The 18,309-nt window shown below is 69.5% G+C and carries 24 protein-coding genes; 10 read left to right on the top strand and 14 right to left on the bottom strand.

What is annotated here, in order from left to right:
- The first annotated feature begins 52 nt into the window (after nucleotides 1-52).
- From sepS to ACXJJV_RS06940, 10 genes are all read left to right on the top strand, one after another.
- A complete protein-coding gene (gene sepS, locus ACXJJV_RS06895; RefSeq protein ID WP_456467449.1) occupies nucleotides 53-1,687 on the top strand; it encodes an O-phosphoserine--tRNA ligase in 1,635 nt (544 codons plus the stop codon).
- A 125-nt stretch (nucleotides 1,688-1,812) separates the two neighbouring features.
- Entirely contained in the window at nucleotides 1,813-2,574 is a 762-nt protein-coding gene (locus tag ACXJJV_RS06900; RefSeq protein WP_456467450.1) for a stage II sporulation protein M, read from the top strand.
- Nucleotides 2,559-3,971, top strand: a complete 1,413-nt coding sequence (gene trpE / locus ACXJJV_RS06905; protein WP_456467451.1) for an anthranilate synthase component I — start codon at nucleotides 2,559-2,561, stop codon at nucleotides 3,969-3,971. Before ACXJJV_RS06900 ends, trpE begins: the two co-directional genes overlap by 16 nt.
- A complete protein-coding gene (locus ACXJJV_RS06910; protein WP_456467452.1) occupies nucleotides 3,937-4,518 on the top strand; it encodes an anthranilate synthase component II in 582 nt (193 codons plus the stop codon). The genes trpE and ACXJJV_RS06910 overlap by 35 nt, the downstream gene beginning before the upstream one ends.
- A 14-nt stretch (nucleotides 4,519-4,532) precedes the next feature.
- Nucleotides 4,533-5,252: a 2,3,4,5-tetrahydropyridine-2,6-dicarboxylate N-acetyltransferase gene (dapD, locus tag ACXJJV_RS06915; RefSeq protein ID WP_456467553.1), complete on the top strand. Its 720-nt coding sequence runs from the start codon at nucleotides 4,533-4,535 to the stop codon at nucleotides 5,250-5,252.
- Between the two features lie 39 nt (nucleotides 5,253-5,291).
- On the top strand, nucleotides 5,292-6,062 hold the full coding sequence (dapF, locus tag ACXJJV_RS06920; protein ID WP_456467453.1) for a diaminopimelate epimerase: 771 nt from the start codon (nucleotides 5,292-5,294) through the stop codon (nucleotides 6,060-6,062).
- Nucleotides 6,037-6,828 carry a 5'/3'-nucleotidase SurE gene (gene surE / locus ACXJJV_RS06925; protein ID WP_456467454.1) on the top strand — a complete coding sequence of 264 codons (792 nt, stop codon included), beginning with the start codon at nucleotides 6,037-6,039 and terminating at the stop codon, nucleotides 6,826-6,828. Before dapF ends, surE begins: the two co-directional genes overlap by 26 nt.
- A 4-nt stretch (nucleotides 6,829-6,832) precedes the next feature.
- A complete protein-coding gene (locus tag ACXJJV_RS06930) occupies nucleotides 6,833-7,222 on the top strand; it encodes a hypothetical protein (RefSeq protein WP_456467455.1) in 390 nt (129 codons plus the stop codon).
- Nucleotides 7,222-7,611, top strand: a complete 390-nt coding sequence (locus ACXJJV_RS06935) for a hypothetical protein (RefSeq protein WP_456467456.1) — start codon at nucleotides 7,222-7,224, stop codon at nucleotides 7,609-7,611. The genes ACXJJV_RS06930 and ACXJJV_RS06935 overlap by 1 nt, the downstream gene beginning before the upstream one ends.
- A 17-nt stretch (nucleotides 7,612-7,628) precedes the next feature.
- Nucleotides 7,629-8,360 carry a sulfide-dependent adenosine diphosphate thiazole synthase gene (locus tag ACXJJV_RS06940; RefSeq protein WP_456467457.1) on the top strand — a complete coding sequence of 244 codons (732 nt, stop codon included), beginning with the start codon at nucleotides 7,629-7,631 and terminating at the stop codon, nucleotides 8,358-8,360.
- Here ACXJJV_RS06940 and aroD read toward each other — a convergent pair.
- The 14 genes from aroD to ACXJJV_RS07010 all read right to left on the bottom strand — a co-directional run bounded on the left by aroD (nucleotide 8,357) and on the right by ACXJJV_RS07010 (nucleotide 18,308).
- Nucleotides 8,357-9,019 carry a type I 3-dehydroquinate dehydratase gene (aroD, locus tag ACXJJV_RS06945; RefSeq protein ID WP_456467458.1) on the bottom strand — a complete coding sequence of 221 codons (663 nt, stop codon included), beginning with the start codon at nucleotides 9,017-9,019 and terminating at the stop codon, nucleotides 8,357-8,359. The two genes, ACXJJV_RS06940 and aroD, sit on opposite strands and share 4 nt — an antisense overlap.
- Before the next feature lie 3 nt (nucleotides 9,020-9,022).
- The gene (gene cfbA, locus ACXJJV_RS06950) at nucleotides 9,023-9,466 is read right to left on the bottom strand and encodes a sirohydrochlorin nickelochelatase (protein ID WP_456467459.1); all 444 of its coding nucleotides are present in this window, start codon (nucleotides 9,464-9,466) and stop codon (nucleotides 9,023-9,025) included.
- A gap of 3 nt (nucleotides 9,467-9,469) precedes the next feature.
- Nucleotides 9,470-10,204, bottom strand: a complete 735-nt coding sequence (locus ACXJJV_RS06955; RefSeq protein WP_456467460.1) for an N-formylglutamate amidohydrolase — start codon at nucleotides 10,202-10,204, stop codon at nucleotides 9,470-9,472.
- A gap of 2 nt (nucleotides 10,205-10,206) precedes the next feature.
- Nucleotides 10,207-10,935, bottom strand: coding sequence for an amidohydrolase family protein (locus ACXJJV_RS06960; protein ID WP_456467461.1), 729 nt, complete (start codon nucleotides 10,933-10,935; stop codon nucleotides 10,207-10,209).
- Nucleotides 10,929-12,407 carry a glutamate--cysteine ligase family protein gene (locus ACXJJV_RS06965; protein WP_456467462.1) on the bottom strand — a complete coding sequence of 493 codons (1,479 nt, stop codon included), beginning with the start codon at nucleotides 12,405-12,407 and terminating at the stop codon, nucleotides 10,929-10,931. The genes ACXJJV_RS06960 and ACXJJV_RS06965 overlap by 7 nt, the downstream gene beginning before the upstream one ends.
- 6 nt (nucleotides 12,408-12,413) lie before the next feature.
- Nucleotides 12,414-13,682, bottom strand: a complete 1,269-nt coding sequence (locus ACXJJV_RS06970; protein WP_456467463.1) for a TIGR00375 family protein — start codon at nucleotides 13,680-13,682, stop codon at nucleotides 12,414-12,416.
- Between the two features lie 21 nt (nucleotides 13,683-13,703).
- Complete coding sequence (locus ACXJJV_RS06975) at nucleotides 13,704-14,189, bottom strand: archaeosortase/exosortase family protein (protein ID WP_456467464.1); 486 nt, start codon at nucleotides 14,187-14,189, stop codon at nucleotides 13,704-13,706.
- Between the two features lie 5 nt (nucleotides 14,190-14,194).
- Nucleotides 14,195-15,016 carry a hypothetical protein gene (locus ACXJJV_RS06980; protein ID WP_456467465.1) on the bottom strand — a complete coding sequence of 274 codons (822 nt, stop codon included), beginning with the start codon at nucleotides 15,014-15,016 and terminating at the stop codon, nucleotides 14,195-14,197.
- A gap of 71 nt (nucleotides 15,017-15,087) precedes the next feature.
- Entirely contained in the window at nucleotides 15,088-15,909 is an 822-nt protein-coding gene (locus ACXJJV_RS06985; protein ID WP_456467466.1) for a proteasome assembly chaperone family protein, read from the bottom strand.
- A gap of 2 nt (nucleotides 15,910-15,911) precedes the next feature.
- A complete protein-coding gene (locus ACXJJV_RS06990) occupies nucleotides 15,912-16,115 on the bottom strand; it encodes an RNA-protein complex protein Nop10 (RefSeq protein WP_456467467.1) in 204 nt (67 codons plus the stop codon).
- Between the two features lie 4 nt (nucleotides 16,116-16,119).
- The gene (locus tag ACXJJV_RS06995; RefSeq protein ID WP_456467468.1) at nucleotides 16,120-16,926 is read right to left on the bottom strand and encodes a translation initiation factor IF-2 subunit alpha; all 807 of its coding nucleotides are present in this window, start codon (nucleotides 16,924-16,926) and stop codon (nucleotides 16,120-16,122) included.
- Entirely contained in the window at nucleotides 16,926-17,129 is a 204-nt protein-coding gene (locus ACXJJV_RS07000; protein ID WP_456467554.1) for a 30S ribosomal protein S27e, read from the bottom strand. The genes ACXJJV_RS06995 and ACXJJV_RS07000 overlap by 1 nt, the downstream gene beginning before the upstream one ends.
- A gap of 39 nt (nucleotides 17,130-17,168) precedes the next feature.
- Nucleotides 17,169-17,447: a 50S ribosomal protein L44e gene (locus ACXJJV_RS07005; RefSeq protein ID WP_456467469.1), complete on the bottom strand. Its 279-nt coding sequence runs from the start codon at nucleotides 17,445-17,447 to the stop codon at nucleotides 17,169-17,171.
- 15 nt (nucleotides 17,448-17,462) lie between these two features.
- Entirely contained in the window at nucleotides 17,463-18,308 is an 846-nt protein-coding gene (locus ACXJJV_RS07010; RefSeq protein ID WP_456467470.1) for a hypothetical protein, read from the bottom strand.
- Between the last annotated feature and the right edge of the window lies 1 nt (nucleotide 18,309).

Below are 18,309 nucleotides of genomic sequence, written 5' to 3' on the forward strand. Positions count from 1 at the left end.
CGGGGTCGCTATCATAAGGTCACCGCGGCGGTCTACCCTCGGGGGAGCCCGGATGCCCTTCGACAGGGAGCGGCTGGAGGAGCTTCGATCGCTGGCGCGGGAGGACTTCGATCGGGCGTGGAAGGAGGGGGCGAAGCTGGTTCGGAGGCCGGGGCTGGAGGATCGGTATCCGCGGCTCAGGGTGGAGGCGGGCGAGCCGCACCCGCTCTTTGAGACGATCCAGCGGCTGCGGGAGGCGTACCTGCGGGCGGGGTTCAGGGAGGTCGTGAACCCGGTGATCATCCCGGAGGAGGACGTGTACAGGCAGTTCGGGCCGGAGGCGGCGGCCGTGCTGGACCGGTGCTTCTACCTGGCGGGTCTCCCGCGTCCGGACGTGGGGTTGGGCGAGGAGAAGGTGGAGAAGCTGGCGGAGGTGCTGGGTCGGGAGCCGTCGGAGGAGGAGGTGGAGCGGCTGCGGGAGACGCTGCACGAGTACAAGAAGGGCAGGCTGGACGGGGACGAGCTGACGCACGCGATCGCGGAGGCGCTGGGCGTGGACGACGGGACGGCGGTGCGGGTGCTGGAGGAGGTGTTCCCGGAGTTCCGGAGGCTGCGGCCGGAGCCGTTGGATCCGCCGCTGACGCTGCGGTCGCACATGACGGCGGGCTGGTTCATCACGCTCTCGGAGCTCCTGAAGCGGGAGGAGCCGCCGTTGAGGCTGTTCTCGATCGATCGGTGCTTCCGGCGGGAGCAGCGGGAGGATGAGAGCCACCTGTACTCCTACTTCTCCGCCTCGTGCGTGGTGGTGGGGGACGACGTGACGGTGGACACGGGGAAGGCGGTGGCGGAGGCGATCCTGCGGCAGTTCGGGTTCGAGGATTTCGAGTTCGTGCCGGACGAGAAGATGTCGAAGTACTACGTGCCGGGCACGCAGACGGAGGTGTACGCGTACCATCCGGACCTGGAAGATTCGGTGGAGGACGAGGAGCTGGGCCCGGGCTGGGTGGAGATCGCCACGTTCGGGCTGTACTCACCGGTCGCACTGGCGGAGTACGGGATCGAGTACCCGGTGATGAACCTGGGGATCGGGGTCGAGCGGCTCTGCATGGTGCTGTACGGGGTCGAGGACGTGCGGGCGCTGGCGTACGTGGAGCACGAGCCGTGGGAGCCGTCGGACCTGGAGCTGGCGCGGATGATCGACTACGAGGTGAAGCCGGCGACGTCGTTCGGGGAGCGGCTGGTGAGGGAGGTCGTGCGCGGGCTGCGGGAGCACGCGGACGAGGAGGGTCCGGTGGAGGTGACGCTGTTCGAGGGGGAGTTTGGCGGGCTGGAGGTGACCGTGCGGGCGGTGGAGCGGGAGGAAGGGGAGCCGCTGGCGGGGCCGGCGGCGTTCAACCGGGTGTACGTGCGGGACGGGAGCGTGTACGCGGTCCCGCCGGAGGGCGAGTTCGGGCGGGAGATCCGTGAGGAGGGGGTGGACGCAGGCGTCTCGTTCGACGAAGGGCTCGCGGCGCGGCTGGCCTACGAGGTGGAGGAGCTGCTGGCGTCGGGGGGCGGTGAGACGACGGTCCGGGCGAGGAAGGTCTCGCGCCCCTCGCAGGTGAACATCCGGCTGTCCGATCGGCTGCTGCGGTACGTCACGGAGAGGGGGAGGGAGATCGAGGTGAAGGGCCCGGTGTTCGTGACCCTGGAGGCGGAGGTCGGGTGACTGGGTCCCTCCTCATCGTCCGGCTCGGCAATCCGCCGTACTCCTCATCCCCGACCGCCGGGACCCTCGGGAAGAGTTCAACGTTATAATCGTCGGATCCTCTACGGTACGGAGGGGGAACCGCGGTGACCGACGCCGGGGTGCGGCCGTTCCACGTGTACGTGCGGATCGCGGTGGAGCTGTTCCTGGCCTCCACGATCCTCGGGGTCGCCCTGTACCTAATCTCCCCGAAGATGCCGAAACTGATCGTCACCGCCGTGAAGCACCGGGTGGAGCGGTTGGCGGCCGTGCTCCCGTTCGGCAGGGAGCGGATCACCGTCGCGATCCTGATCTGGAACTCGGTGGTCGTGCTGCTGTGCGTGTTCGGCGGCGTCCTGGCACTCCTGATCGACCGGATGATCCTGTCGATCGTCCCCTCCCGACTGCGGCACCGGGTGGAACGGCCCCCGTACGCGGACGCCCTGATCCGACTGGCACGGTGGATGGGATACGAGGTGAGCCGGTACCGGGAGGCGGACGTGATCCTGACCCTCAGGATGGGCCCGCTCGTGGTGCCCTTCATCAACGGGGTGGCGGCGGGCTCCTTCTTCGCCTCGGTGGCGGACAAGTTCGGCGTACACCGGGTGATCAAGCTGCTCCTACTTCCCCACGGGGTGATCGAGTTCCCGACGGTGATCGCGGCCGCGGCGCTGGGGCTGTACCTGGCGGACCACCTCATCCACCGCGAGCGGGTGCACCGGCGGTGGCCCGACGCGAGCCTTCGGCCCCCGAGCTGGGTGGTGCGCAGCGTCTCCTACTGCCTCTTCGCGCTGACCGCGGCCGCGTACCTGGAGGTACACGTGTCGCCCAAGCTGCTGGCGGGGAGCTCCCGATGCGTCTTACGGTGAGGGAGCTGGACGTGGACGCGGCTCCGGACGAGCTGTACGCGGCCCTGCGCACCCTCTCCTCGCACACGTTCCTGTTCGAGTCGGCGGAGGTGGGGGAGAGCGGTCGGTACTCCTTCGTCGGCTTCGCTCCCGCCCTGCGGATCGCGTGCTCGGGCGGCCGGGTGCACGTGGACGTCTGGGACCCCGAGTACGACCTGGTGGACCGGGACCGGAAGCGATCGGACGAGGACTACTTCCAGCTGATGCGCCGCCTGTTCTCCGGGCTCCCGGAGGTGGAGGGCTCGGGGTTCGTGGGCGGGCTGGTGGGGTACATATCGTACGACGTGGTGGAGGACTGGCTGGACGTGCGGCCGACGACGGTGCCGGACCCTCGGTGGCCCGAGTTCGAGCTGTGCCTGTACGACTCCGTCGTCCGGTACGATCACGTTGAGGATCGCGTGGAGCTGGTCTCCGTGCACCCGGACGGGTACGAAGTCGAGTGGCGGGCGGAGGCGATCGAGGAGTGCGCCCGGGACGCGACGGGGTCGGCGGCCCCCCGGGTGTACCGGGCCGGTCCCGTGCGCCGGGACGTGGGGCGGGAGGAGTTCGAGGAGATGGTTGAGCGCGCCCGGGATTACATCGTCTCTGGCGACATCTTCCAGGTCGTGCTCTCCCGGCGCGTGGAGGTGCGGGCCGCGGCCGACCCGCTCGAGGTGTACCGGAGGCTGCGGGAGATCAACCCGTCACCGTACATGTACTGCCTGGAGTTCGGCGAGCGTCGGATCGTGGGCTCCAGCCCCGAGACGCTGGTCAAGCTGGAGGGCGATCGGATCGTCACGAAGCCCATCGCGGGCACCCGGCCCCGGGGCGAGACGCCGGAGGAGGACGAGCGGTTGGCCCGGGAGATGCTGGAGGACGAGAAGGAGCGGGCCGAGCACGCCATGCTCGTGGACCTGGCCCGGAACGACGTGGGCAAGGTCTCGCGCCCGGGCACCGTTCGCGTGACCCGGCTCATGGAGGTGGAACGGTACAGTCACGTGCAGCACATCGTGTCCGAGGTGGAGGGGGAGCGGCGCCCCGGGGTCACCCCGTGGGACGTGCTCCGGGCGACCTTCCCGGCGGGCACGGTCTCGGGCGCACCGAAGGTGCGGGCGATGGAGATCATCGACGAGCTCGAGGTGTACAAGCGGGGCCCGTACGCGGGCGGGGTGGGGTACGTCAGCTGGACGGGCGACCTGGACTTCGCGATCTCCATCCGCACGATCTTCTCCACGGGTCGGCGCTGGTTCACGCAGGCCGGCGCGGGGATCGTGTACGACTCCGTGCCCGAGCGGGAGTGGCGCGAGACGGAGGACAAGATGCGGGCGATGGTGGGGGCCATCCTTGAGGAGGCTGGTGCTGATCAACAACAAGGATAGCTTCGTGTACAACCTGTACCACCTCTTCGCGCCCCTGGAGGGCGTGGAGCTGAGGGTCGTCTCCAACCGGGCGCCCCTCTCCCGGCTCGAGCGGTTGGACCCGGACGGGCTCGTGATCAGCCCCGGTCCCGGGCACCCGGAGCGGGACGCGGGCGTGTCGATCCCCGCCATCCGCCGCTTCGCTGGGGAGATCCCCATCCTCGGGGTCTGCCTGGGCCACCAGTGCATCGGGGTCGCGTACGGGGCCCGGGTCCGGCGCGCCCGCCGCATCGTGCACGGGAAGACCTCGCCGATCGAGCACACGGGCGAGGGCGTGCTCTCCGGCCTGGAGAACCCGTTCGAGGCCATGCGGTACCACTCGCTGGTCCTGGAGGAGTCCAGCCTCCCGGACGAGCTCGAGGCCTGCGCGTGGGCCAGGGACGACGGGGAGCTGATGGCCATCCGGCACGTCGATCACGACGTGTTCGGCCTGCAGTTTCACCCTGAAAGCTTCATGACGGAAGGCGGGGACGTCATCGCCCGGAACTTCCTGGAGCTGGTGGGGTGAGGCGCGTGGCGGACCTGGACCCGGAGGAGCTCATCCGATACATCTCCGAGAGCCCCAAGCGGACCATCGCCCGGTTCTACATCAAGACGGACGATCCCGAGGGGCTCGCGGAGCGCCTCGAGGAGCGGGTAGAGGGCGTGAAGGTGTTCACGGGCGTCGACCACGTGGTCGCGGTCGGGGAGCACGACGAGATCCTCGAGGTGATCGAGGGCGACGACTCGGTGGAGTACTACCACCGGGAGCTGGACCACCGGAACCGGGCGGTCCCGCTCGCGGATTACGCCGAGTTCAAGGACGCGCGGATCGAGCCGGGCGCGATCATCCGGGACAAGGTGGAGCTGGGCAAGGGCGTGGTCGTGATGATGGGCGCCGTGATCAACATCGGCGCGAAGATCGGGGACAACACGATGATCGACATGAACGCGGTCATCGGGTCCCGCGCGGAGATCGGGCGGAACGTGCACATCGGGGCGGGCGCGGTCATCGCGGGCGTCCTGGAGCCGCCGAGCGCCAAGCCCGTCGTGATCGAGGACAACGTCGTGGTGGGCGCGAACGCCGTCGTGCTGGAGGGCGTAACCGTGGGCGAGGGGGCGGTCGTGGCGGCCGGGGCCGTGGTGACCGAGGACGTGCCGCCCGGCAAGGTCGTGGCCGGCGTGCCGGCGAGGGTGGTCAAGGACGTGGACGAGCGGACGGAGGCGAAGACGCAGATCGTGGACGCGCTCCGCCGCCTCTAACCGCGGTCCGGGGGGGCCTCCCTCTCGCGGTTCTGGAAGGTGCAGGGGGCCCTCAACGACTTCGTGCTCGTGGACGAGACGGACGGGGAGCGGGTCCCGGAGGGGGAGAAACCCGCGTTCGCCCGCTGGGCCTGCGACCGCCGGGCGGGCGTGGGCGCCGACGGCGTGATCTTCGTCCGCGTGCGGTCGTCCGAGGTGGAGATGCGGATCTTCAACCGGGACGGGTCCGAGGCCGAGTTCTGCGGGAACGCGGCCCGGTGCGCGGCTCGGTACGCGACGGACGTGCGCGGCGAGAACGTTAAGGCTCTAAGAACGTTATCGGGCCGTCACGCCGTGGAGGTCCTCAACGACCGGGTGCGGGTGGAGGTGCCCGGGGCCCGGGTGAGGGACGCGACGGAGCTGGGCTTCGAGGTCGACGCCGGCGTGCCCCACCTCGTCCGCCTCACCGAGCGGGACCCCGTGCGCGAGGCCCGCCGGCTCACCCGGGAGGCCCGCGAGATCCAGCGCCGGTACGCGGAGCGCGGCGGCGTGAACGTGACCTTCGCGGCCCCGGCCGGGGACGCCCTGCGCGTGCGTACGTACGAGCGTGGGGTCGGCTGGACCCCCGCGTGCGGCTCCGGCGTGGTCGCGGCCGCGCTCGTGTACGCCGACCTGTTCGGGGCGGACGGGCCCGTGCGGGTGAGCACCGCGGGCGGCCCGCTGAAGGTCCTGCTCGACGACGGCCCGCTCCTGGAGGGACCGGCGGAGATCGTGTACGAGGGTCGGGTGAAGGGGGCGCCCTGGCGTGAGGATCCTGATCACCAACGATGACGGGATCGCCTCGCCCGGGCTGCGGGAGGCCATCCGCGTCTGCAAGGAGTTCGGCGAGGTGACGGTGGTCGCCCCGGCGACCCAGCAGAGCGGGGTGGGACGTAGCATCTCCCTGCTGGAGCCCGTGCGGGCGGAGGAGATGCGGATCGAAGGGGTGGAGGCGCTGGCCATCTCCGGGACGCCGGCGGACGCCGTGCTGATCGGGGCCTTCTCCCTCATGGACGAGCCACCCAACCTCGTCGTCTCCGGGATCAACCTGGGGGAGAACCTCAGCGCCGACATCACCACGTCCGGCACGGTCGGCGCGGCGCTGGAGGCGTATGGGAACGGCATTCCCGCCATCGCCATCTCCCAGGAGGTCCGGAGCCCCAGGGCCCGGATGGACAACAACCCGGACGACGAGGAGGTGGACTTCACCCTGGCCGCCCGGGTGCTTCGAGGCCTGCTGCGCGTCCTCTCCGACGTCGACTGGCGGGGCGTCCTGAACGTGAACGTGCCGAGCCCGGAGCGGTGGAACGGCCGCGTGACCGCCGCCCCGCTGGCCTTCACCATGTACCGACCCAGGATCGAGGAGCGGCACGATCCACGCGGCCGCCGGTACTACTGGATCGACGGCGACGTGATCGAGGACCCGCCCAAGGGCACGGATCTCTACGAGCTGCGGCGCGGGTCGATCGTGATCACCCCGCTGACCGTCGACATCACCGGCGACCTGAAGTCGGCGGAAAAGGTTATCAAAGCGCTGAGCCGCGAGCTCCAGGGATAATCCGGTGAACCTCCTCCCGATCCTGACGCAACCGACCGTCCTCGTCGCCCTTTCCGGGTGCGTCACGGCCGTCATCGTCGCCGCGATCACGGCCCGTGTTTACTCCCGGAAGCTGCGCGTCCGGGAGCTCGAGCTGAAGGTGGAGCGGGAAAAGGTGGAGCTGGTCCGGGCCGACCTGGAGCGTCGCCGGCTGCTGGATTTACTCTTCTACCTGCCCGAGGACACCCGGCTCCTCAACCGCGTGAGTGCGATCCGCTCCCTCCTCACGAGCCTCGCGGAAAAGTATATGGACGTCGAAACGCGCATGACGCGGTTGGAGCTTGAGGCCGAGCTCAAGCGGTTGGAGGAGCTCTCCAAGAGCCTCGAAAAGCTGGAGGAGGAAGGTGGTGAGTGATGACCATCGCCGAGTTCATCGCGGTCGGCGTGATCACGCTCGCCGTGATCATCGTCGTGGCCCTGATCGTGCGAAGCCGCACGAGCACCGAGTCCGGGGAGTCCCCCACCTTGCTGGGTAACAAGCTGTCCGGGAAGCTGTCCCTGTCCAGCTCCGACATCATCTCTAAGCGCGTGGACGAGATGATCGAGCGGCGCGTGGAGGAGCTCATCGACAGCTGGGGACTGGCCACGACCGAGGACCTGGAGCAGGTGGAGCGCCGGGTGGACGCGCTCGACCGACGGCTGGAGGAGCTGGAGCAGCGGTTCAACGAGTTCAGGAACGACATCCGAAGGAAGATCGAGCGGCTGGAGGCTCGGCTCCGAGAGCTCTCCGAGTCCGAGGAGTAACGACCCGGGGTCCGACCTTGGAGCGGTCCATCGCCTCCTCCATCCTCAGGAAAGGTTACGAGGTGCTTAACGACCGGGCCCGGAGCGACGTCATCGTCGTCGGGGCCGGCCCGGCCGGTCTCACCTGCGCCTACGAGCTGGCCCGGAACGACGTGAAGGTCACCGTCATCGAGCGGCAGCTGTACGTCGGCGGCGGGATGACCGGCGGCGGGATGTTCCTGCCCGCGGGCGTCGTGATGGAGGAGGACGCCGAGCTCCTGGAGGAGCTGGGGGTCGAGCTGGAACCCGCCGAGGAGGGCCTGCTCGCGTTCAACCCCGTGGAGGCGGCGATCAAGCTCGCCCACGCGGCCGTGGAGGCGGGTGCCGTCATCCTCGTGGGGCTGGAGGTGGAGGACGTGATCGAGCGTCAGGGCCGCGTCGAGGGCGTCGTCGTCAACTGGACGGCCGCCAAGCGCGCCGGCATGCACGTGGACCCGCTACCGATGGAGGCTAAGTTCACCGTGGACGCCACGGGTCACGAGGCCTCGGTCTGCCGGTGCGCGGGCGTGGAGGTGAAGGGAGAGGGACCGATGTGGGCGGAGCGCGGCGAGGAGCTCGTGGAGAAGCACACCCGAGAGGTCAAACCGGGCCTCTTCGTCGCCGGCATGGCCGCCTCCGCGGTGCGCGGCGCCTACCGGATGGGACCCATCTTCGGCGGCATGCTCCGCTCCGGCAGGAAGGCGGCCCGGGAGATCCTGGAGCGCCTCTAACGCCCTCCCAGGAGCTCCAACGCCTCCCTCACCTCGCGAACCGTCATCTGCCCCGGGGCCGCCGCGCCCCGGACCGCGGCGTACGTGGCGTACCCGCCCACGAGCAGGCTCACCACCCGCGTGTACCGGGCCCGCTCGCCCATCGCGAAGCCGATCGTGGGCGCGTCGGCGGTCGCCACCATCTCCAGCACCCGCAGGGCCTCCCCGTGATCCCGCGCCGTGGGGACGACCTTGGCCACGTCCCCCAGCTCCGCGCACCGGTCCCGCAGCTCGAACAGCTCCTTCTTCTCCGGAGTGCCCTCGAAGTCGTGGTGCGACACGATCGTGCGGCACGCGGGCCGGATCACGTCCTCCTCGGCCACGTCCAGCTCCACGTCCACGAAGTCGGCCTCCTCCGAGACCCGCTCCAGGATCTCCAACCGTCGCTCCTCGTCGCCCTCGAACCGCCCGCCCTCCTCCGCCCGGCGCAGCGTGGCGATCACGCGCTCGTACCGCGAGCACTCCCGAACGGCCCGCAGGGCCGTCCTCAGGTCCAGATTCTCCAGGTAGTCCAGCCGCACCTCCAGCGCGTCCGCGCCCTGCTCCACGGCCTCGACGGCCAGCTCGACCATGTCCTCCACGGTGCGCCCGGTTAGCGTGGCGATGATGAGGCCGGGCAAGGTCTACTCCTCCAGCGCCTCCTTGATGCGGTCCAGGATGATCTCGGCGATGCGCCGATCCGCCCCGATCGGCTCCGTGTAGACGATCTCCGCGTCCACGTCCACGGGCTCGTACTCGCGGTGATGATCGTGGTGATGATGGTGCCCGTGATCGTGATCGTGCCCGTGATCCTCCTCCCAGTCCGGCTCCAGGCCCAGCATCCTCGGGATGTCCCGCTTGGTGTGCACCCCGTGGGCCAGGAACACCGGCACGACCACGATCCGATCCGCCCCCGACTCGGCCGCCCGCTTCACGGCCTCCTGGATGGACGGCTCCGAGAACTCCATGAACCCGACCTCCACGGCCTCGAAGTCACCCATCTCCTCCACGTACTCGGCGAGCTTCTCCACCACCTCGCGGTTGTACGGGAGGCGGCTGCCATGCCCCACGAGCACGACGGCTACCATGTATCACAACTCCCCCAGTAGCGTGTTAACGACCACCAGCACGGCCAGGATGCCCCTATATTCGTCTATCTCCCGCAGCTCCTCGGACAGCTCCAGCTGCAGCCCCTGCACCCGCTTACCGTCGCAGTGATACTCCAGGATGTCCCCGCCGCAGAACTCCTGCTCGAACCCCACGTCGAACCCGCACTCTTCCAACCGCTCCACCACCTTCGCGACGAGCTCACCCCTCGCGGCCTCGCCGCCCAGCGCCCCCACGTCCACCTCCGGCCGGATGGGGTCGGACTCCATCCCGTGCAGGTCCACGATGAACCGGATCCCGTGCTCCTCGATCAGCTCCGAGATCCGGCGCCGGAAGGGCGTGTCCCGCGTCCACTCCCGGTTGTAATCGGCCGGTCGATCCTTCCCGGGCAGGCGCGACCGCCGGCTGACCGTCGCGATGAGCGCGTGACAGCCGGCGATCCGCGCGACCCACCACGCGATCTCCCCGGTGAACACGTCCGCCCCGGGCCCCTGCGCGTGCGGGGCCGTGAGCAGGATCGGGCGCGCCCCGCGGACCTCCACGTACCCGCGCAGCCGCACCTCCGAGCCCACCCGCTCGCCGTCGACCGACAGCCCCGGCACGCCCCTCAGGGCGCGCCGGAGCCGCTCCGTGGGGACGTCCAGCCGCTCGGACAGCTCCCGAACGTCCGAGATCCCCTCCCGGAGAATCAGCTCCACGGCCCGGCTCCTCAGGGGCAAGCTCAGAGCCCCAGGATCCTCTTCGCGTTCTCCTCCAGGATCAGATCGTGGTCCACGTCGGCCGCCCGCACCACCTCCAGCTGCGCGGCCGGGCTACCGTATGGGGAGTCCGAGCCGAAGAGGATGCGCTCCTCCCCGACCCGCTCCGCCGCGCGCTCGATCACCTCCGGGTCTTTCACCAGGGAGACCTCCAGGTACGCGTTCTCGTGCTCCTCCGCGACCCGGATCGCCGCGTCGTACCCCTGCTCCTTACCCATGTGCGCCATGATGATGGGCGTGTCCGGCACCTCCTCCGCCAGCCGACCCACCCGGACGGGATCCGAGAAGGGCTCACCCCGGGCCGTGTGAACGATCACCGGCACGCTCAGGTCCGCCGCCTTCTCCACCACCCGAACCGCCTCCGGGTCGTCCGGGTAGAAGGACTGACTGCGTGGGTGCAGCTTGACCCCTCGCAGCCCCAGCTCGCGCACGCACCGCTCCACCTCCTCCACCGCCGCCTCCTCGCAGTTCGGGTCCACACGGCAGAACCCGATCAGCTCTTCGTGCTCCGAGCACGCCTGCGCGATCCGATCGTTCGCCTTCGAGAAGCACACGCCCGGATCGACGTCGTTGAAGGGGAACACGACCGCCCGGTCGATCCCGTTGACCCGCATCTTCGCGAGCAGCATTTCCACGGTCTGGACCGTGCCGTCCACGTCCTCCCCTAGGTGATTGTGAACGTCGATCACCACCGGCTCACGATCCCCCTGCTCACGTGCTCGAGCTGGACGATCTGATCCCCCTCTTTGAGCGGTACCCTCACGCCCCGGGGCAGCCGGCCCAGCACGCCCTCCCGCTCGGCCACGACCACGGGCTGATCGACGCCCACCGTGATCCGGGCCCGCACGATGTCCTTGACGAACCCCAGCCGATCCCGCCGGTACTCGTAGTCCGCGACCGGGGTCAGGCGCCCCACCAGCCGAGTCCCCTCCGGGATCCTGACCCGCTTCCCGTTGATCTCCAGAACGCGGTCCGAGCCGAGCCGCACGACGACCTCCTTCCCCTCGTACCGCGCCAGCTCCTCGAACTTCCGCTCCACCTTCAGGGACGGCCGCTCCTCGAGCTCGGTCTTCCCGTTGCGCAGCTGGGAGCGGAAGGAGAGCCCGAACTCGTCGACGATCTCCTCCACGAGCCCGATCAGCTCCAGGAGCGCCTCCCGGGCCTCCACGATCCCGTCCTCCCGGACGAACTCCGCCTCGATCCCGGACCGGATCGCCCGCTCCCGGTTCTCCATGTGGTGCTCGTCCGGGTAGCTCATCCGACCCTCCTTCTCGTACAGGTAGAACCCGTGCACGCCCAACCCCGCGATGAGGAGGATCACGTCGTGCAGGTAGTCCAGGGACTTCTGGTTGTCGATCGCCCGCACCTCCACCCGGTTCCGCTCCGGGCTCTCGTTCTCGTCCCCCGTCACGTTCGAGGCCGGCCCGCGCGGGGTGATGTCCACCAACCGCTTGCCGTTCGGGTGCGCCACCACCCGCTCCTCGAACTCCGTGTCCTTGCGCAGCCGGAGCTTGTACCGGAGTCGACCGTAGTACTGCGTCTGGGTCAGGGTGGGGCGCTTGGGGGGCCGCTCCAGCCGCGCGTGCCGGTTGGGCTTGAGCACCCGGCTCTTCAGCAGCCGGCAGCTGGCCGCGAGGTTCCGCCCCCCGCAGCAGTAGGGCGTGTTGGCCGTGGCCGCGATGAGCGTGGGCAGGTGGTACCACAGGTAGTTGTACACCGCGCAGACCTGGGACGGCGTCATGTACGGCTTGTCCTTGAACCGGATGGCCAGGTTCACGTGCGTCCCGTTGATCGGCAGGGGATCGCTCTCCACCGGGTGCATGCTCTCCAGCAGGACCAGGAGTCTCATCCGGCTGGCCGCCTTCCGGATCAGCTCCCGACCCACCTTGCAGGCCTCCAGCGCCTTCTCCGGCGGCACGGGCTGGGTGATGTACTCGATCTGCGCCGGGTTCGGCTCCGGGTCCAGGCCCAGCACGTACTCCCAGCACGTGTCGAGCAGCGAGTGGTCCGACTTCAGCAGCTCCGCCGCCTCCATGATCACGTCGTCGGCGGCCCGCACGAGGGAACCGCGCCGGCTGATGAGGAACAGCTCCTCCTCGATCCCCACGCGCACCTCGATCCGCTCCAGGAACCGGCGCAGCCGCCTCCGGCGGATGAGCGGCACGCGGTCCTACCCCCGGAGCAGCTCGTCCAGGGTCCGCTGCACCACCCTGCCGCCGCCCGTCCGCGGTCCCTCCTCCCCGCCCTCCTCACCGTCTTCCTCCTCGCCCACGAGGATCTCCCCGTACCGACCGCCCCCGCCCGGCCGGATCCGAACCGACCCCTCCCTGAAGGCCCGCAGGAGCCTCGCGACCCGCTCGTCCACCTCCGCCACCTCCTCCGGCGGCGCCTCGACCAGCACGTCGATCTCGCTCCCGAACCGCCGGACGAGGGCGTTCCACACGGCGTTCACCTTCTTCGCCGTGACCGTCGAGAGCCCCAGCGCCTTCGCGATCAGCTCCGACAGCGGGACGATCCGCAGGTACGGGGGCCGATGCTTCGGATGCCTCGGCTCGTCCAGGTCCGCCAGCTCGAGCACCCGGTCCCGCACGCCCTTCTTGATCCGTCCACCGCACTCGGGGCACCGCCAGTTCAGCCGCTCCGCCTCCTCCAGCGTGAACTGGCGCTTGCACCGGGCGCACGCCGTCCGGTTGTACTTGCCCAGCTCCGGGACCAGGCCCACGTTCAGGACCACGCGACCGCCCGGCTTCCGCCGGATCGCCGCCTTGATCGCGTCGTAGGAGGGCTCCTCCAGCTCCAGCCGGACGAACTCGCGCCCGAGCCGGTGCGGGTAGGGGGAGTGCGCGTCGGAGCAGGTGAGGAACGTGTACCGGTGCAGCTCCGAGATCCGGTCCGCGTAGTCGGAGTCCGCGGAGAGGCCCAGCTCCACGAAGTCGACCCGGTCCACGGCGTCGCCGTAGCACTCGGACAGGGAGTCGTACTCCTTGAACACGCTGGTCCAGGGGACGAACGCGTGCGCCGGGCCGACCAGGCACTCCCGCTCCTTCAGCAGGTCCACCAGCTCGGCCCCGGAGAGGTCGACCCTCGGCCGCCCCTCCTCCTCGATGTCCGGGGAATGAGGCCTCAGCTCCTCGTACAGGTCCTCGGCCGCGTCCAGCGAGGGCAGGATCACGAGGTGGTGCACCCGGTCCCGATCCTCGATCTCGACCGTGGGGACGAACCGGACGCCCGTGCGCGGGTCCCGGAGCAGCCCGTACTCGTCCCGCTCCAGCTCGCGCCGCACGTGCCGCCGCCACCGGGGATGGAGGATGTCCCCCGTGCCGACGAGGTCCAGCCCCTTCCTCCTCGCCCCGCGAGCGAGCTCCTGGATCACCATCCGAGGGGAGGTGCCCCCGGAGTACTTGGAGTGCAGGTGGAGGTCGGCGTCGTAGGTGGGCACCCTACTCCCCCTGGCGGGCTTTTAGACCGGGAGCAGCTCGCGCAGTTTCTCCTCCGTTTCCGGGACGATCTCGAAGGCGATCCAGCCGGCGAGCACGATGATCAGGAGGCCGATGAGCTGGCCCACGATGTCGTGGGCCACCCGGAACCCCACGTGCCAGACGCTCATCATGTAGAACATGAACGCGAGCCGGAGCACGTTCCCCGCGGTCATGATCGCGGTCGAGACGGCGATGGCCAGGAGCTTGCGGGTCAGCGAGGGGCCCGGGGTCGCGAGGATGAGACCGACGAAGAGGGCGATCGCGGGCCACACGACGCAGCCCTTCACGATCACGGCGTTGATCCCGCCCACCTGGAACGTGTACCCCGTCTTCGGGAGGTGCACGCCCAGCGCGTTGAGCAGCGAGTGCACCCAGTGGGCGGTGCGGTACTGCAGGGGCTCCGTGTCGATCCCGGAGTACACGAACAGGGAGACGGCGACGGCGGCGGTCAGGTACCGCCAGTCCACCCGTCTCACCCCGCGGGTCGGAGGTGCCGGGCGAGCTCGAACAGCCCGTGGGCGCCGAACGTTTGGATCGTCCAGGCGGCGGCGAACATCATCAGCAGGTCGTCCCCCTTGTGGTACCGCTCGACCCCCGTCACGTTGGACGCGAGGTCCGCGGCCGTGACCACCGCCCCCATGACGAGCCCGCCTCGCCAGGACCCGGTGATGAGCAGTCCCAGCAGGAGCGCCGCCAGGAACTCGAAGATCGTGCCGATCGGGCTGATGCCCTCCTCCACGCGCCGGACCCGGAACCCCTCGAGCGAGACCACCGGGTTCACGGACCTGGGGACGAACTGGGCGAGCCCGCCCGCGCCGTCGACCCCCTTGGAGACGAGGAACGCGAGGCAGGCGTTCGTCAGCCCGAGGGCGGGGGCGAGCCCGAACAGCATCAGGGCGGCCAGGAGGATCGAGTTCCAGGGGTCGTACCGCTCCCTACGCTCGTAGAGCTTCGGGGCCAGCGGGGGCCGGATGAACGCCCCGAAGACGGTGAGTCCGAAGATGATTGCGGGGAGGACGCCCGACATCGCCTGGCCGAGCAGGACCGCCGCGGCCGCCCCTCCCACCGCCGAGTGCAGGGTCGAGGCGACCGGATCGTCGGAGAGCTTGCGTCGGAGCGCCTCCGCCACGGTCAGCTCGCCGATGACGGCGGCGAGGGCGGCCACGTACGGGTGCCCGAGAAGCAGCGTGCCGGCCAGGATACCGGAGGCCATGGACGTGGCCGGTATCCCGTACCGCTCCGCGCAGACGCCGGTAACGGCGAGCAGGAACGCGGCGTGGAGGGTCCAGGTCACGGGAAGCAGCGGTAAGAGGAGGGGTGGAAGGGCGGAAAAAAGGGCCCGGTGAACCGCCCTCCCCAACGACCTCACCCGATGTACCGTAGGTCTTCCTCGGGGTGCCCTTCCTCCACCTCCTGCTGCTGCGCCTGCTGCAGCTCCTCCATGGACGGCATCTCCTCCAGCTGCTGCGAGACCTCCCGCTCGAACTTCTCCGCGCGCTTCCGCAGCGAGTCCGCCTCCACCTCCACGCCCAGGATGTCGGACAGCTTCTCCACCACCGCCATGGCCGCGCGCGGGTCGACCAGGTGTCCCGGCGTCACGCCCATCAGGCAGGCACCGCGCATGCCCATGAGCTTGCCGAACCCCAGCAGCAGCCCCGAGGCCCCGACGATGTTACCGCCCCCGTTCCCGGTGCGGATCTCCACCCCGTGCTCCTTCAGCAGGTCGACCATCTCCTTGTGCGTGGCCGCCCCGACCACCTTGGGCTCGGAGGGGAAGGTCCCGGTCCCCAGCCCCCCGAGCGTGAAGATGGTCTCCGTTCCGAACTCCTTAACGGTGCTGAGGACCTTGATGGCCACCTCGTGCTGGCCGAGCTCGCCCTGCACCTGCGCCTTGCCCACGAGGAAGATGATGTCCGGCTCGTCCGACCCGTCCGACTCGTACACGTAGAACTCGTTCTTCATGACCTCCACGATCCCGTCCTGGTTCACGGAGACCTGGGGCGGGAAGTAGGGCGAGTACAGCTCCCCGAACTTCTCCGCGCCCAGGTCCTCGATCATGGCCTCCGCCGCGAGCTTGCCCACGTGTCCGATGCCGGGCAGGCCCTCCACCAGCACGGGTTTCTCCACGTCCGGCTCGAACTCGAGCCGGATGACGGTGCTCCCGCGGGCGAGCTTTAAGAGGTCCATCGTTACTCCCCCTCCCCCCTCGGGGGAGGCCCGAACTTCTTGATCCACACCTTCTTTTTTAATCTCCTCCGATACTTACCGTACGGGTCCTCCGGGGAGAATCGGGGCGGGTGGGGAACCTCCACCTCGCCGCCGCAGTGCGGGCACCGGTCCCGCTGCAGGGTGTACTCGCCGCACTCCTTGCACCGTCGGAGCCGCTTGGGCACGCGGTCACCCCTCTTCGATCTCCCGGTGGAACTCGCCCTCCCCACCGTGCTCCTCCACGTACTCGATCGCCTCCCGCGCGGCCTCCCGAACCACCCGCTCCGCCGTCTTGTAGTCCGGCGCGTCCACCCGGATCCGGTACCGCGGCGCGCCGACGTACTGGACCTCCATCTTCACGTCCTCGTCCTCACCGTACCCCTCGATGCGCTGCAGCGCCTCCCGGATCACCTCCACCCCGTTCGGGGCCGGGCAGCTCAAGTCCACGTACGCCTCGATCTTCACCCGGCCCGGCTCGATGTTTTCGATCGCCAGCTCCGCCAGCTTCTCCGCCCACTCCTCCGGGATCCCCGCCTTCAGCAGCGGCTCCGCGCTCTGCTCCGAGGCCGCCCGCTCCAGCGCGTCGTACAGCGACCCGTACTCCTCGATCAGCCGGTACCCGGCCTCCTCGTACGCCTCGTCCAGGTCCTTCCCCAGCTCCTCCGCCGCCATCTCCAGCAGCTTCTCCGCCCGCTGCTCCCGCTTCCACTCCTTCAGCTTCTCCTTCCGCTGGTGGTCCGTGACCCGCCGCAGGGACAGGTTCACGTACTTCTTCTTCGGGTTGACCCGGATCACCTTCGCGACGACCTTCTGCCCCTCCTTCACGTGGTCCCGGATGTTCTTGACCCAGCCGCTCGCCACCTCCGAGATGTGGATGTAGCCCTCCACCTCCGGGTACTCGTCCAGCGTGACGAAGGCCCCGTGATCCTCCACCCGCTCCACCGTGGCCATCACGACCTCGCCTTCCTCCGGCAGCTCCGAGAGCTTCCGGGGCATTACTCGAGAACCTCCTTGATCTTCGTCAGCACCCGAGCCTTACCGCCCGTCGGCTTCGCCAGCACCCGACCGCACACGTGGCACCGCACGACCGTGCTCGCGTTTCCGAAGATCACCTGCTCGTTCCCGCAGTCCACGCACTCTACCCTCAGGAACCGGCTTCGCGGCTGCGGAACCAGATCCGACTCCGTGAACCGCCTCAACAGCCGCTCCTCCTCCCGCTCGGCCACGGCTCCCACCCCCTACTCCTCGAACTCCAGCGTACCGGCCCGCCAACCCTTCCGCGTGTGCGCCTTACCGCACTCCGTGCACCGGTACCGCAGGTCGACCTTCTTAGTGGGTTTCTCCCCGGACGGCTTCGGACGCGGGAAGCCGCCGTAACCCTTCAGGACCCGCTCGAACTGCCGCTGACCCCACGCCATCTTCCGCGGCGGCCGCTTCTTGACCTTCTCGATCTCGTGCACCGTGTGCTTCCGGCAGTACGGGCAGTACGTCCGGATCTTCCGCGGCAGCTTGACCATGCCCGAACGCCCCCGTTAACGCACCCTCCTCGCGAACGGGCCTCCCCACCGCTTCCCACGCTCCGACAGGATCCCGGCGGCCGTCTCACCCACCACCAATAAATCTCCCGCCCGAGCGTCCGGAACCACCGCCCCCGTATCCGGATCCACGAACCGCGGGAGCCGATCCCGCGCCACGCACACCTCCAACTCCGGCTCCGGCTCCGCCCGATCCTCCCCGAACTCCAGCCACCCGTCCTCGGACTCCCCTTCCTCCTCCCCGCCCTCGTCCCCGGACTCCTCCCCCGGGACCGCGTCGAACCCCAGCCCGTCCAGGTACCGCTCCGCCCACTCCCGCACCCGCTCGTCCCACAGCAGCGGGACCAGGAACGCCGCCTCCTCCGCCAGCAGCTCCGACTCCATCAGCCGGCCCTTCCAGGAGTTCAGCCGGGCGCGCTCCCCGGAGAACCTGACGGCCAGCCAGCTCAGCACGTAGATCCGGGCGCACGCGTACTTCCCCAGCGCCTTCCGGACCCTCAGCACGTCCTCCCGCCGCTCCTCCAGCTCCTCCTCGAGCGCGCGCAGGATCGCGTCCAGCTCCCGGTAGCTCCTCACCTCCCCCTCCTCCACCCCGAGGGCGTCCCGGAGCAGGTCCGGGCTCAGCCGGTCGAAGTAGTGGTGGACCAGGCTGAGGAGGAGCTCCCGCCGGCGCCGGATCTCCCGAGCGTCGTCCTTGGCCGAGATCTCCCCCATGCGCGGGTTCGCGTTCTCCCAGGCCTTGTCCACCCGCTTGGCGAAGTCCACGAGGTCCTCCAGGATGGCCTCCGGGTCCTTTCGCTCGAAGAGCTCTCGGCACGCCTCCCGGGCCTCCGGCACGGTCAAT

This window comes from Methanopyrus sp. (assembly GCF_053997775.1).

What these genes read in the sequence shown, in the direction of transcription:
- ACXJJV_RS06985 (WP_456467466.1), bottom strand. Translation starts at nt 15,909, where the DNA reads ATGGACCTCTTAAAGCTCGCCCGCGGGAGCACCGTCATCCGGCTCGAG.
- trpE (WP_456467451.1), top strand. Translation starts at nt 2,559, where the DNA reads ATGCGTCTTACGGTGAGGGAGCTGGACGTGGACGCGGCTCCGGACGAG.
- ACXJJV_RS06995 (WP_456467468.1), bottom strand. Translation starts at nt 16,926, where the DNA reads ATGCCCCGGAAGCTCTCGGAGCTGCCGGAGGAAGGCGAGGTCGTGATG.
- cfbA (WP_456467459.1), bottom strand. Translation starts at nt 9,466, where the DNA reads ATGGTAGCCGTCGTGCTCGTGGGGCATGGCAGCCGCCTCCCGTACAAC.
- ACXJJV_RS06935 (WP_456467456.1), top strand. Translation starts at nt 7,222, where the DNA reads ATGACCATCGCCGAGTTCATCGCGGTCGGCGTGATCACGCTCGCCGTG.
- sepS (WP_456467449.1), top strand. Translation starts at nt 53, where the DNA reads ATGCCCTTCGACAGGGAGCGGCTGGAGGAGCTTCGATCGCTGGCGCGG.
- ACXJJV_RS07005 (WP_456467469.1), bottom strand. Translation starts at nt 17,447, where the DNA reads ATGGTCAAGCTGCCGCGGAAGATCCGGACGTACTGCCCGTACTGCCGG.